A 14,303-nucleotide genomic window follows, 5' to 3' on the forward strand; every position below is an offset into this window, starting at 1 on the left:
AATCACCCCCTGGTTCACGCCAGGGGGTGATTTTTTGTTGGTGGAGATTTCCATGTTGGATTCCCGCCTTCCGTCCGCCTTCTGGACGCTAGGCCCTGGTTTGTCGGGGGAGTTGGACAGCGGAGTAATCTTCATGGTTGGACCACCAGGAAAGGGACTCCATGCCGCAACTGCGTTCCCGCACCAGCACCCACGGCCGCAACATGGCCGGCGCCCGAGCTCTCTGGCGAGCAACCGGAATGGGCGAATCCGACTTCGGGAAGCCGATCGTTGCCGTGGCGAACTCCTTCACTCAGTTCGTGCCCGGCCACGTGCACCTGCGGGACATGGGCAAGCTCGTGAGCGAGGCTGTCGCAGAAGCCGGCGGTGTCGGCCGTGAGTTCAACACCATCGCCGTCGACGACGGCATCGCGATGGGCCACGGCGGCATGCTGTACTCCCTGCCGAGCCGTGAGTTGATCGCTGACTCGATCGAGTACATGGTCAACGCCCACTGTGCGGATGCGCTCGTGTGCATCTCCAACTGTGACAAGATCACCCCCGGCATGTTCCTGGCGGCTCTTCGGCTGAACGTGCCCACCGTGTTCGTCTCGGGCGGCCCCATGGAAGCGGGCAAGGCAGTCATCCGCGATGGTGAGGTGGAGACCTCACTCGACCTCGTCGACGCGATGGTGGCCGCAGTGGACCCGAACGTCAGCGACGACGAGCTCCAGCGGATCGAGGACAACGCCTGTCCCACCTGCGGCTCCTGCTCCGGCATGTTCACCGCGAACTCCATGAACTGCCTGCTCGAGGCCATCGGCCTCGCGCTGCCCGGCAACGGCTCCACGCTGGCCACGGCGGCGGCGCGCAAGGACCTGTTCATCAGGGCCGGCAAGCTCGTCGTGGAGCTCGCCCGCCGCTACTACGACGAGGACGACGATTCCGTCCTGCCGAAGTCGATCGCGACGAAGGACTCGTTCTCCAACGCCATGCGCCTGGACGTCGCCATGGGCGGCTCGACCAACACCGTCCTGCACCTGCTGGCCGCGGCCCAGGAGGCCGGCATCGACTTCGACCAGCACGACATCGACGCCATCAGCCGCGTCACGCCGTGCCTGGCGAAGGTCGCACCCAACTCGGACCGCTACTACATGGAGGACGTCCACCGCGCCGGCGGCATCCCGGCCATCCTCGGCGAGCTCCACCGGGGCGGCAAGTTGAGCGCCGACGTCCACAGCGTCCACTCACCATCGCTCCAGGCCTGGCTGGATGAGTGGGACATCCGTGGCGGCAAGGCATCCGAGTACGCCGTCGAACTGTTCCACGCGGCTCCGGGAGGCGTCCGCACCACCGAGGCCTTCTCCTCCAACAATCGATGGGCGAGCCTGGACACGGATTCCGAGAACGGCTGCATCCGCTCTGTGGAGCATCCCTACACCGCTGACGGCGGTCTGGCCGTTCTCTACGGCAACCTCGCGCCGGATGGCGCGATCGTGAAGACCGCCGGGGTTCCAGAGCACCAGTGGGATTTCACCGGGCGCGCGCGGGTGGCGGAGTCCCAGGACGAGGCCGTGGAGATGATCCTCGGCAAGCAGGTCGTCGAGGGCGACATCGTCATCGTGCGCTACGAGGGCCCGAAGGGCGGCCCTGGAATGCAGGAGATGCTCTATCCCACCTCGTACCTGAAGGCGCTCGGGTTGGGCCAGAAGTGCGCCCTCATCACCGACGGCCGATTCTCCGGAGGCTCCTCGGGCCTGTCCATCGGCCACGTCTCCCCGGAGGCGGCCTCGGGCGGGACCATCGGGCTGGTCGAGGACGGGGACCAGATCACCATCTCGATCCCCAACCGCTCCATCATCCTCGACGTCGACGACGCGACGCTGAAGCAGCGCCGGGCCGCGGCGGACGAGCGCGGCTGGAAGCCCGCTGACCGGGAGCGCCAGGTCTCCACCGCACTGCGGATCTACGGAGCGCTCGCCCAGTCCGCGGACAAGGGAGCCGCACGCAAGTTCACCGAGTGAATCGCGGAGCGGGGTTGCCTGAACCAGTAGCGTGAACGTTTGCTAGGTTGAAGTTTGCGAAGGGAGGCTGAATGGCTGACATCGAGGACTTCGACCTTGACAGGACCACGACCATGGCCTGGGAAGCCTTCACCGACAGGCTCGACGACGTCCTGTCCGTGATGGACGAAACCGCGGACCTCACCATCTCCGTGTCCCGGAGCGGCGCCACCTTCGACGTGCCGCCGGCCATCCGGTTCTCGGCGGTGAGCCCGGGAGTGATCGAGGCAACCCTGCTTGGTCCCGACGACGCGCGGCTGGCAGGCCTCGGCTGGATCCCACGGGACGACGGCACCGAACGCGTCCAGGTGGAACAGGAGGACTCCCGGCGGCTGGCCGAGATCACCACGTCCACGCTGGCCCAGGTGCTCGGCGTGCTGCACCCGGTGTTCCTCGAACCGGACCAGCTCGCGGAACTCCTCAGCGGGATCCCGAAGGACGACGAGGACGACGTCCCGGAACCCGACGCGCGGGGCGTGGTCAAACCCACCAGCCAGGAGCAGCTGGACGCGATGGTCGACGTCGAACTCACCAGACAGTTCGGCCATCCGCCCATGCGCAACAGCGACGGGGACGTCGCCATCCGCGTCGGGTCGACCATGATCTTCCTTCGCTCGACGCCCGACTACCGGGAACTGGTGCTTTTCGCGGCGTTGGTCCACGACGTCGCCGGGCGTTCGCGTGCCTGCGAGATCCTCAACGACCTCAACATGGAGGCCCGGTACTGCCGGTTCGCGCTGCACCGTGATCGGGTGTTCGTCCAGTTGTCGGTGTTCACCCAGCCGTTCGTCCCTGAGCACCTCCAGCACGCTCTGGAGGCCATCTCTGCGGTTGCGGACGGGATCGATGACGAACTTGCGTCCAGATTGAGCGGGCGGACCACGTTCCCCGGATAGAATTGCAGGACCCCGTCCAAGCGGCCGGGCAACCAGGAGGTTCAAGATGGAAGAGAAGAAGCAACCCCTCATCGTCGTCGGTGTTGACGGCAGTGAGGACGGACTTCGCGCGGTCCGGTTCGGAGCCGGGACCAGCCTCGCCTTCGGTTCGGAACTCCTGCTGGTGCACGCCGTCGACGATGCGATGCTGGCCGGAGCCTGGGGCGTCGTCTACGACCCGGAGGTACTCCAGAACGCAGGCGCCACCGCGAACGAGCAGGCCAAGCAGGTCGCCCTCGAGATGGGGGTCCCGGAGGACAAGCTGCGCACCGAGGTGGTGCTGGGCTCGCCCGGCGGCGTGCTCGGGAGACTCAGCGAGGTGGCGGACCTGATCGTCGTTGGACGACGTTCCGTCTCCGGGCTCGAGCGGATGTTCGTGGGGTCGACGAGCGTCAGCGTGGTCGCCAACGCCGCCTGCCCAGTCGTGGTCATCTCCGCAGCCTCGACCCCCAAGCCCGTGGGCGGGCTGGGTCTGGTCGGCGTCGGGCTCAACACCAGCCCCGGCAAGCACGAGACTCTGGAAGAGGCGTTCAAGTACGCCAAGCGCCAAGGTGCGCGACTGGAGATCATTCATGCGCTCCAGCCACCGATCGGGATCTTCGGTCCGAAGATGTCCCCGGACGAGTTGGAGGAACAGCTCGAGTTCACACGCGGCGGCATCGAGGCCGTCGCCAAGTCCATGGCCGAGAAGTTCCCGGAGGTGGCCTACGAGGTGGTCGTCGTCGCGGACAGCCCCATCAACGAACTCGTCTCGCGCTCGGCGCGCTACGACATGCTCGTGCTGGGCACCAGTGACAGCGGGATCCCCGGATTCGGTCTGGGTGGACTGCTCCGCGGGCTGATGGCGCACGCCTCGTGCCCGCTGTTGATCATCGACTGAACCCGTTGACCGACACCAGCACCCCTCGGCTCGAGTTCGACCCGGCGCTACCGATCTCCGCGGAGGCTCCCCGCATCGCCTCCCTGATCCGCGAACACCAGGTGGTCGTGGTGGCCGGCGAAACCGGCTCGGGGAAGACCACCCAGCTGCCCAAGATCTGCCTGCTCGCAGGACGCGAGCGGATCGCCCACACCCAGCCCCGACGCATCGCGGCCCGCACGGTGGCGCAGCGGATCGCGGAGGAGTGCGAAGTCGAGATCGGCGACTTCGTCGGCTACCAGGTCAGATTCACCAGGAAGGTCTCCCGCGAGACCCGGATCAAGGTGATGACCGACGGCGTCCTGCTCAGCGAGCTGACCCACGACCGGGACCTGCGACGCTACGACACGATCATCATCGACGAGGCGCACGAGCGCAGCCTCAACATCGACTTCCTGCTCGGCTACCTCAAGGGCCTGCTGCAGCGAAGGCCCGAGCTCAGGGTGATCGTCACCTCCGCCACCATCGACACGGCCCGCTTCTCCGAGCACTTCGGGGACGCCCCCGTCGTCGAGGTCTCCGGCCGCACCTACCCCGTCGAGGTGCGCTACCGCCCCGTCGAGGAGGACCGCGACCAGGTGGACGCCATCGCCGACGCCGTGACCGAGATCGCCACCGAACCCGGCTCCGGGGACGTGTTGGTGTTCCTCTCCGGGGAACGCGAGATCAGGGACGCGGCCGACGCGATCGCGGGATTGGGACTGGACTGGGACATCCTTCCGCTGTTCGCCAGACTCTCCGCCGCGGAGCAGCAGCGGGTGTTCCAGTCCCACACCCGCCGACGCGTGGTGCTGGCCACCAACGTCGCGGAGACCTCGATCACCGTGCCGGGCATCCGCTACGTCGTGGACACCGGCACGGCCCGCATCTCCCGCTACTCGGCACGCACCAAGGTCCAACGGCTGCCGATCGAACCCGTGTCCCAGGCGAGCGCGAACCAACGTGCCGGCCGCTGCGGCCGGCTGGGACCCGGCATCGCCATCCGGCTCTACAGCGAGGACGACTTCGAGTCCCGTCCCGAGTTCACCGAGCCGGAGATCCTGCGCACCAACCTCGCAACCGTGATCCTGCTGATGGCGCAGGCCGGGCTGGGCGACGTCGAGTCCTTCCCGTTCGTCGAGGCACCGGTCGGTTCACAGATCAACGACGGCATCCGCGTCCTCACCGAACTAGGGGCCATCAGCGCGCGCAAGCGCCACGAGCAGATCAGGCTCACACGCACCGGGCGGATGCTGGCGCGGATGCCCGTCGACCCGAGACTGGGCAGGATGCTCCTCGAGGGATCCCGCAGGGGCTGCCTGGACCAGGTCCAGGTCCTGGTGGCCGCACTCACCGTGCCGGACGTGCGGGAGCGGCCCGCCGAACACCAGCAGGCGGCCGACAGCCTCCACCGACGGTTCTGGGAGGGCGTGCCGGGGACGGAACCGGACCCGGAACCGGCCACCGACAGGGAACCGTTGCGGCACACGGTGCACACGGGAACCCGCAAGGAAGCGGCCCCGAAGTCCTCCCTGGCGGGCGGCGACTTCGAGGTGCTGCTCAACGTGTGGCACTACCTCCGCGGTCGACGCCGTGAACTCTCCGGCAGCGCGTTCCGGCGGCTGTGCCGACAGGAGTACCTGCACTTCGTGCGCTTCCGCGAGTGGGAGGACCTGGTCTCCCAACTGCGTGAGGTGTCCAGGGAACTCGAACTGAGGCGCGGCACCGCCGACATGTCCGAGGTGCTCACCAGCCTGCTGTCCGGGCTGCTGTCCAACGTGGGCCTGGCCCAGACCGAACGCGCCAAGCCACAGCAGGGCAGGCGCAAGCCCCTGACTGAGTACCAGGGTGCGCGCGGCGCTCGATTCGCGATCCAGCCCGGTTCCTCGTGCGCCAGGAGCACCCCGCCGCTGGTGGTGGCCTACGAACTGGTGGAGACCTCCCGGCTGTGGGCGCGCACCGTCGCGCCGGTGAAGGCCGACTGGGTGGAGGCCGTCGGCGGACATGTGGTCACCCGGACGCTGTCGGAGCCGCACTGGCAGCAGCGCACGGGCACGGTGGTGGCGAGTGAGACCGTGAGCCTGTTCGGGGTGCCACTGATCAGCGGCAGGCGGGTCAACTACGCCGCGAAGGAGCCGGCCATCGCCCGGCAGATCTTCATCCGTACGGCGCTGGTCGAGGGGGAGTGGGAGACCAGACAGGAAGTGGTGGTGGCGAACCGGTTCGCCCTGTCCGAGGCCGAGCGGCTCACCGACAGGATGCGCCGCCCGGACCTGCTGATCCCCGACGACTCCCTCTACGAGTTCTACGACGCCCGCATCCCCGCCGAGGTGGTCTCGGGCGCCACCTTCGACAAGTGGCTGCGTTCACTGGAGGACGACACGTTCATCCGGCTCACGCCGGCGGACTGCCTCACCCAGCCCGGGGCGCTCAGTGTTGCCGACTTCCCGGACCGCTGGGAGGTGGGGGAGCAGGCCCTGCCCATCAGCTACGTCTTCGACCCGGGAGCCGGCCACGACGGCGTCACCATCGACGTGCCGCTGGAAGTGCTGCACCAGCTGGACGGGACCCCGTTCGGGTGGCAGGTGCCCGGGCTGCGCGGTGAACTCGCGACGGCCCTGCTGCGCACCCTGCCCAAGCGGATCCGTACCCGGTTCGTGCCGGCGCCGGACTGGGCGGCGCGGGCGCTGGCGTGGCTGCGCGACGAAGGGGCCGCCACCACCGAGCCGTTCCCAGCAGCGCTGGCCCGCGCGCTCAAGGCCCTCACCGGGGAGATCGTGGCGCCCACCGACTGGAACCCCGCCGCCGTCGACAGCCACCTGCGTCCCACCTTCGTGGTCCGGGACGGGAAGCGGGAGGTGGCCCGCGGCAGCGACCTAGACGCGCTGCGCGCCGAACTGGCACCCAAGGTGCGCCAGAAGCTCAACCGGTCCGCCAAACGCCTGACCGCGACCGGACAGACCTCGTGGACGTTCGGCACGATCCCACCCACCGTCGAACTCGGCCCCGGCGTCGTCGGCCATCCCGGTCTCGTGGACGAGGGGAACGCCGTCGGGGTCGCCGTCGCGGACACCGCGGTCCGGGCGCGGCGCCAGCACGAGCTGGGCCTGCGTCGACTGCTGGTGTGCACCAACCCCTCACCGATCCGCTCCGTGGTGGCGCACATGTCGAACACCGACAAGCTCGCCCTCGGGGCCAGTGAGTACCCCTCGGTGCCCGACCTGCTGGCGGACTGCTGGCTCAAGGCCGGTGGACAGCTCCTGCGGCAGCACGCCGACCCGACCGACGTCCGGGACGCCGACGCCTACCGCCGGGTGGCCGACCTCGTCCGGGCCGACTGCGCCGAGCGGACCCAGGAGGTGGTCCGGGTGACGGCCAGGACCCTGGCGACAGCCGCGGAGGTGGAACGGCGACTCGCCACCCTGGCGCCGGACGACCCGGTCCGTCGCGACATCGGCGAGCAGCTGTCCAACCTGCTGTTCAACAAGTTCGTCTCCGCCACCCCGGACCCGTGGTTCGAGCGGCTGCCCGCGTACCTGCAGGCCGTCTCCGTGCGGCTCGACGGGTTGGCGAAGAACCCGGACCGCGACGCCCGCTCCAGGGCGGAGGTGGAGGACATGGAACTCCTCTACGCCGAGCTGTGCGACGAGCAACCGCCCGGTCCACTGCCCGCCGCTGTCGAGGAGATCGCGTTCCTGATCGAGGAGTTCCGCATCAGCCAGTTCGCCCAAGGGGTGCGCACCGCGGTCCCGGTCTCCCCGAAACGAATCAGGCAGGCTGTCGCGGCCGCCAGATCCGCGGTGGCATGATGGCTGGGTGCCACGTACCGTCGATGACCTAGTAGCCCTGTTCGAGATCGTGCAGGTGGCGGACCTCAAGTTCCGCGGCCCGCAGCCGGACACCTACTTCCAGCGCCTGTTCGGTGGCCAGGTGCTGGCCCAGAGCCTGTGGGCGGCGCTGCAGACCGTGCCCGAGGAACGGCTCATTCACTCCCTGCACGCCTACTTCCTGCGCCCGGGGTCCCCGAAGGCGCCACTGCGCTTCGAAGTGGAGGACCTGCGCGACGGCCGCACCTTCAGCGCCCGGCGGGTGGTCACCCGGCAGGAGGACCGGGAGATCTTCCAGCTGAACTGCAGCTTCCAGGAGCCCGAGGACGGGCTGAACCACTTCGCGCAGCCACCCACGGACGTGCTGCCGCCGGAGGAGTGCCGGCCCCTGCGCGAGGTGCAGGAGGAGCAGTTCGGCAGCCGGCTGGACCACCTGAACGAGTGGGACGCCTTGGACGTCAGGCTCGCCAGCGAACCCCGTCCGAGCGACCAGGGCGGAGTCATGCGGGCATGGGTCCGCACCCAGACCCCGCTGCCCGATGATCCACGGCTCCACGCCGCCGTCGCCGCCTACCTGTCCGACATCACGCTGCTGAGCGTGTCCACGGTGCAGCACGAGATGGCCTTCATGTCACCGAACCTGCAGGCGGCCTCGATCGACCACGCGATGTGGTTCCACCGTCCGTTCCGCGCTGACCAGTGGCTGCTCTACGACATGGTCTCGCCGTCAACCGCCGGGGCACGCGGATTCTGCCGGGGGAGCCTCTACCAGGACGGGGTGCTGGTGGCCTCCTGCGCACAGGAGGGCCTCATCCGGCTGGGATGAGGCCCTCCTGGGCGTTCGTTTTCGTGGCTGGTCAGGCCGCGGTGCTGGCTGCTGCGTCCGTGGTCTCACGCATCTTGGCCAGGGCCATGCGCTCGATCTGGCGGACACGTTCGGCCGTGATCCCCCAGTGCTGGCCGATGTCGGCGAGCTTCGCCTGCCGGCCGTCGACGAGTCCGTAGCGGCGACGCACCACGTCGGCGGAGCGCTCGTCGAGGCCGGAGAGCATGCCGTCGAGACGGGCGCGGTCCTCCGCGTCGAGCACCATCTCGTCCGGACCGGGGGCAGTCTCCCTGGCGATCAGGTCGCCCAGGGCGGTGTCACCGTCGGCCTCGACAGGCGCGTCCAGGGAGACGTGCTCCCGGGAGTAGCGGATGAGGTCGATGATGCGGGCCTCGGTCAGGTCCAGCTCCGCGGCGATCTCCGCGACCTCGGGCTCGCGGCCGAGCTCACGTTCGAGGTTGCGGCGGACGGCGGCCACCTGGTTGACCTGCTCGGCCACGTGCACCGGCAGGCGCACGATCCGGCCCTGCTGTGCGATGCCGCGGGAGATGGCCTGCCGGACCCACCACGTCGCGTAGGTGGAGAACTTGAAGCCCTTGGCGTAGTCGAACTTCTCCACGGCGCGGATCAGGCCGGTGTTGCCCTCCTGCACCAGGTCGAGCAGCGGCATCTGCGCACGGCCGTACTTGCGTGCGACGGACACGACCAGCCTCAGGTTGGCCTTGATGAAGTGCTGCAGGGCGCGTTCGCCCTGGGCGACGAGTTCCTCGAGCTCCGCATCGGTGGCCTTGACGGAGGTCTCCGCCTCACCGGCGAGGACCTTGCCGGCGAACAGGCCGGCCTCGATGGTGCGTGCCAACTCCACCTCGTCCGCGGCTGACAGCAGTGCGGTCTTGGCGATCGAGTCGAGGTAGAGTCCTACAGCGTCCTTGCCATCGATGCCGTCGGTGCTCCGGGTTCGAGCGGTTGAGATCATTGATGTCCCTTTCTCGCGTCTACATGATGTACAACGCCTCGGGACCGCAGAAGGTTCCATCCACCGGCCCGATCCGGCCGAAGATCAGACCCAGGTAGTACGCGGGCCGGGCCCCATGGGGGATGTCCCTGAGGGAGAAACCCCGAATCTGGTTTGAGTCCTGCCGATTCGCGTGGAATCATGGAGGGTGACGTCCCTTGACTGACACGGGTCGTTGCGTGCCCAAAATTTGTAGGACCTTCCGAGAGGATCGCTGTGACTGCTGGATCGAGTCAAGATCAGGCCCCCGCGAAGGCGTCCCGTACCCGAACCACCGGGACGAACGCTGACAAGAACACCACCGCTGCAAAGCCTGCGACCCGTTCCCGAGCCACGGGCTCCGCCGCTGCGCCCGCCAAGAAGGCTGCGCCCGCCAAGAAGACCGCGACGCGCAAGTCGGCGGCGGTCGGCAAGGCCGAGCCCACCATCGAGCAGGCGGCCTCCGGTGAGATCGAGGTGGAGGTCAAGCGCGACGGCGACGACGTCGTCCTGACCGTCGGTGGCAAGAAGCGCTCGCTCGACGACGTGGACGACTCCAAGTTCGACCAGGCCAAGGAAGCGCCCCTCGAGAAGGAACTCGTGGAGGAGGAGGGCTTCGCCCTCAAGGACTCCGACGACGCCGACGAGCCCGAGCAGCAGGTGGTCTCCGCCGGTGCCACGGCCGACCCGGTGAAGGACTACCTGAAGCAGATCGGCAAGGTCGCACTCCTCAACGCCGTCGAGGAGGTGGAGCTCGCCAAGCGCATCGAGGCCGGCCTGTTCGCCGAGGAGCGTCTCGGCGACGCGGAACAGCCCGTCAGCGCCGAGGAACTCGACGACTACGACTGGATCGCGCGCGACGGCCGCAAGGCCAAGAACCACCTGCTCGAGGCCAACCTCCGCCTGGTCGTGTCCCTCGCCAAGCGCTACACCGGACGCGGCATGCTGTTCCTGGACCTGATCCAGGAGGGCAACCTCGGCCTCATCCGTGCAGTCGAGAAGTTCGACTACACCAAGGGCTTCAAGTTCTCCACCTACGCCACCTGGTGGATCAAGCAGGCCATCACCCGCGCCATGGCGGACCAGGCCCGCACCATCCGCATCCCGGTACACATGGTGGAGGTCATCAACAAGCTGGCCCGTGTGCAGCGCCAGATGCTGCAGGACCTCGGCCGCGAACCCACGCCGGAGGAGCTGGCCGCAGAGCTGGACATGACGCCCGAGAAGGTGGTCGAGGTCCAGAAGTACGGGCGCGAGCCCATTTCGCTGCACACCCCGCTGGGCGAGGACGGTGACTCCGAGTTCGGTGACCTCATCGAGGACTCCGAGGCCGTCGTGCCCGCGGACGCGGTTAACTTCACGCTCCTGCAGGAACAGCTCAACGACGTGCTCGACACCCTCAGCGAGCGGGAGGCCGGCGTGGTCTCCATGCGCTTCGGGCTCACCGACGGCCAGCCCAAGACCCTCGACGAGATCGGCAAGGTCTACGGCGTGACCCGCGAGCGGATCCGCCAGATCGAGTCCAAGACCATGTCGAAGCTCCGCCACCCGTCGCGCTCGCAGGTGCTGCGGGACTACCTCGACTGACTTTGGATCAGCGCGCGTAGCGCCGCACGAAACGCCGCAGGATGCTGTGCACCTGCGGCGTTATCGTTGCCGCCGAAGTGGTCGCCAACAGGGACTGGGTCTCCTCGGGGCGGAAGTAGCCGGTGTGCTGGTACACGTGGATCCGCAGCCCGATACCGGGACCGTCGAGCTCGGGATGGAACTGCGTGACGTAGCAGTTGGCGCCGACGCGGAACATCTGGACCGGGCAGGCGTCCCCGGAGGCGAGGAGCACCGCACCGTCGGGAAGCTGCGACACGGCCTCCTTGTGCCCGACGAAAGCCGTGAAAGGACCGGGCAGGGCCGCGAGCTCGGTCAGCAGCGGATCCCTGCGTCCGGCATCAGTGAGTCGGATGTCGACCGCGCTGACGGGCTCCCCGAACCGGCGGTCCACCACACCCCCGAGCTGGGTGGTCACCGTGCCCACGCCGTAACACAGGCCGAGGAAAGGCAGGTCACGGGCCAGGACGTCGTCGAGGAGGCGCCGCAGGTCGGCCTCGACCCGAAGCTGCAGCTCCGACTTGTCCGGGTCACTGGAGTTGAACGGACCACCGCCCAGGATGATGCCGGAGTACTCGGCCAGGTCCAGAGCGGGCAGCGGTGCCGCTTCCACCCGGACCTGGTGCAACTGGTCGCGATCCAGACCCGCGAACCTGGCGACCGCCTCGTGCTCGCCGTGGGCCGCCTCGTCCTCGGGCCGGGTACTGAGCAACAGGTAGGGCCTCACCGGTGCACCTCGAACCTCGGGCGCCCGTGCATGGTCTCCGAGATCACGGAGCGCACCACTGCGCGCGGGTCCCCTGTGGCAGCGAACACCCGTCGCTGTCTGACGTAGCTGGGGCCGGAGGCCAGCAGTCGGGAGCAGTCGGCCAGATGTGGGGCGCACCCCAGTTCCTCCGCGACGGGGACCAGTTCCTCGAGCCAATGTTGCAGCCCTTCGCGCAGCATGATCGTGTGCTCCTCGGGGCGCGGGGTGATCACCTCGGCCCCCAGCCCGTAGCGGGCCGAACGCCACTTGTTCTCGCGCATGAACCAGAACGGCAGCCTGTCGATGGTGCCGCCGGAGTCCAGCTCGCGGGACATCCGCTCCACCAGGCACTGGCTGAGCGCGGCCAACGCCCCGATCTCCATCAAGGTGGGCACACTGTCCATGGAGCGGTTCTCGACGGTCCCGAACGTGGACGGGCGCACGTCCCAGCGGATCTCGGACGGGGACTGGATGAGTCCGACCCCCTCCAGTTCAGTGGCGTACTTCTCGTACTCCCCCCAGGAGTCCATGTGGTACGGCAGCCCGTTGGTGGGCAATTGCTGGAACAGCATCGTGCGCTGGGAGGCGAAATGGGTGTCGACCCCCTCCCACAGCGGCGACGAGGCCGCGAGCGAGATGAAGTAGGGGATGAACCTGGCCAGGCCGAAGGTGATCGGGAGGGCCTTGTCCCGCTGGGCGATGCCGGTGTGGATGTGGAGCCCGTTGACCGCCATCAGCTCCCCCCACCAGCCGTTGCGTTCCCGCACCCGACGGTACTGCGCCTTCTTCACCGGTTCCTGCAGGCGCGCTTCACCGAACGGGTGGGCGCCCATCGCGAGGACCGTGCAGCCGTGCGGCTCCAGCGCCGAGACCACGTGCTCGAGCAGTTCCGCCAGTTCGGCCACCACGCCGGCCACGGTTGTGTGGACCCCCGAGACGAGTTCCACCATGCTGCGCAGGTACTCGCCCCGGATGGGGCCGTTGACCGGGTCCTCCACCTGCTCGAGGACGTGGTGCGCCGCCGGGACCTGCTCCAGCGTCGTCAGGTCCACGATCGCGAGCTCCCACTCCACGCCCAGCGTGGACTGTCGCGAGTCACCGAAGCCGATCCTCATGCAGCCTCCTCAGTTGAGAAAAAGATAGTCGAGCCGGTGCCTGAACAGGTGGAATCCGGGACTGTCGGCCAGCGGTAGGCTGAGGTGCGCAAATGACGAAAGGTGCTGCCCATGCCAATCCTTGACCGCGTAGAGCTCGCCCCGGCGGATCCGATCCTCGGACTCACCGAGGCGTTCAAGACCGACGAACGCTCTGACAAGGTGAACCTCGGGGTCGGGGTCTACCTCGGCGAGGACGGCAAGCTGCCGCTGATGGACGCCGTCCGGATCGCGGAGGAGCGGCTCGCAGGCCTCGCCAAGCCCCATGGCTACCTCGGCATCGACGGCCTGCCCAGCTACAACACCGCAACCCGGGCGCTGGTCTTCGGCGGCGAGTCCGACGCCGTGCGATCCGGCCGGATCACCACCGTCCAGACCCTCGGCGGCACGGGCGCGCTCAAGGTCGCGGCAGACTTCCTGCGCACGATCGACCAGGACGCGAAGGTCCTGATCTCCGACCCGAGCTGGGAGAACCACCGCGCACTGTTCACGCGTGCCGGTTTCACCGTCGAGGAGTACCGCTACTACGCGCCCGAGGCACGCGGCATCGACTTCGACGGAATGCTGGCGGACCTACGCGCCGCCGCAGCCGGCACCGTCGTGGTGCTGCACGCCTGCTGCCACAACCCCACCGGCTACGACCTCGCGCCCGAGCAGTGGGACCAGGTGATCCGCGTGATCTCGGACCAGGGCCTGGTGGCGCTCGTGGACATGGCCTACCAGGGCTTCGGATTCGGTATCGAGGAGGACGGCGCCGTGATCGGCAAGTTCGTCGATGCCGGCCTGGAGTTCTTCGTGACCACCTCCTTCTCGAAGTCGTTCAGCCTCTACGGCGAGCGCATCGGCGCCCTCCACGTCGTCTCCCCGGACGCCGACACCGCCAAAAAGGTGCTTTCGCAGGTCAAGATCTGCATCCGAACCAACTACTCCAACCCCGCCACCCACGGCGCCGCGCTCGTCGACATCGTGCTCGGTGACCCGGAGCTGCGCGCCAACTGGGAGGCCGAACTCGGTGGGATGCGGGAGCGGATCAAGTCCCTGCGCGGCCGCCTGGTGCAGGGTCTGCAGGACAGCGGCGTCGACGACATGGGCTTCATCAGCGAGCAGCTCGGGATGTTCAGCTACTCCGGGCTGACGAAGGACCAGATGGTGGCGTTGCGCCGCGACCACGGTGTCTACGGCACCGACAAGGGCCGGATGTGCGTGGCCGCGCTCAACAGCTCCAACGTCGAACACGTCGCGAAGGCGATCGCAGCGGTTCGGTGACGCGACGG

General features: G+C 68.2%; 10 protein-coding genes. 7 read left to right on the top strand and 3 right to left on the bottom strand.

The window, feature by feature from the left end:
* Positions 1-161: 161 nt before the first annotated feature.
* The 5 genes from ilvD to ACYU7G_RS04710 all read left to right on the top strand — a co-directional run bounded on the left by ilvD (position 162) and on the right by ACYU7G_RS04710 (position 8,528).
* On the top strand, positions 162-2,003 hold the full coding sequence (ilvD, locus tag ACYU7G_RS04690; protein WP_461105684.1) for a dihydroxy-acid dehydratase: 1,842 nt from the start codon (positions 162-164) through the stop codon (positions 2,001-2,003).
* Between the two features lie 71 nt (positions 2,004-2,074).
* Positions 2,075-2,938 (top strand): T3SS (YopN, CesT) and YbjN peptide-binding chaperone 1, encoded by an 864-nt coding sequence (locus tag ACYU7G_RS04695; protein ID WP_461105302.1) that lies wholly within the window; start codon positions 2,075-2,077, stop codon positions 2,936-2,938.
* 46 nt (positions 2,939-2,984) lie between these two features.
* Positions 2,985-3,857, top strand: a complete 873-nt coding sequence (locus ACYU7G_RS04700) for a universal stress protein (RefSeq protein WP_461105304.1) — start codon at positions 2,985-2,987, stop codon at positions 3,855-3,857.
* A 5-nt stretch (positions 3,858-3,862) separates the two neighbouring features.
* The gene (hrpA, locus tag ACYU7G_RS04705; protein WP_461105306.1) at positions 3,863-7,684 is read left to right on the top strand and encodes an ATP-dependent RNA helicase HrpA; all 3,822 of its coding nucleotides are present in this window, start codon (positions 3,863-3,865) and stop codon (positions 7,682-7,684) included.
* 7 nt (positions 7,685-7,691) lie between these two features.
* Positions 7,692-8,528, top strand: coding sequence for an acyl-CoA thioesterase (locus tag ACYU7G_RS04710; protein WP_461105308.1), 837 nt, complete (start codon positions 7,692-7,694; stop codon positions 8,526-8,528).
* 31 nt (positions 8,529-8,559) lie between these two features.
* Here the strand turns inward: ACYU7G_RS04710 and ACYU7G_RS04715 are convergent, their stop codons facing one another.
* The gene (locus ACYU7G_RS04715) at positions 8,560-9,504 is read right to left on the bottom strand and encodes a sigma-70 family RNA polymerase sigma factor (protein WP_461105310.1); all 945 of its coding nucleotides are present in this window, start codon (positions 9,502-9,504) and stop codon (positions 8,560-8,562) included.
* A gap of 255 nt (positions 9,505-9,759) precedes the next feature.
* Between ACYU7G_RS04715 and ACYU7G_RS04720 the strand changes: the two genes are divergently transcribed.
* Entirely contained in the window at positions 9,760-11,109 is a 1,350-nt protein-coding gene (locus ACYU7G_RS04720; RefSeq protein ID WP_461105312.1) for an RNA polymerase sigma factor, read from the top strand.
* A 7-nt stretch (positions 11,110-11,116) separates the two neighbouring features.
* Here the strand turns inward: ACYU7G_RS04720 and ACYU7G_RS04725 are convergent, their stop codons facing one another.
* Together ACYU7G_RS04725 and ACYU7G_RS04730 are read right to left on the bottom strand one after the other, a co-directional pair.
* Positions 11,117-11,854: a glutamine amidotransferase gene (locus ACYU7G_RS04725; protein ID WP_461105314.1), complete on the bottom strand. Its 738-nt coding sequence runs from the start codon at positions 11,852-11,854 to the stop codon at positions 11,117-11,119.
* A complete protein-coding gene (locus ACYU7G_RS04730) occupies positions 11,851-12,990 on the bottom strand; it encodes a carboxylate-amine ligase (RefSeq protein ID WP_461105316.1) in 1,140 nt (379 codons plus the stop codon). Before ACYU7G_RS04730 ends, ACYU7G_RS04725 begins: the two co-directional genes overlap by 4 nt.
* A 111-nt stretch (positions 12,991-13,101) precedes the next feature.
* Between ACYU7G_RS04730 and ACYU7G_RS04735 the strand changes: the two genes are divergently transcribed.
* The gene (locus ACYU7G_RS04735) at positions 13,102-14,295 is read left to right on the top strand and encodes an amino acid aminotransferase (RefSeq protein ID WP_461105318.1); all 1,194 of its coding nucleotides are present in this window, start codon (positions 13,102-13,104) and stop codon (positions 14,293-14,295) included.
* Positions 14,296-14,303: the final 8 nt, after the last annotated feature.

The sequence above is a fragment of the Tessaracoccus terricola genome (genome assembly GCF_054776555.1).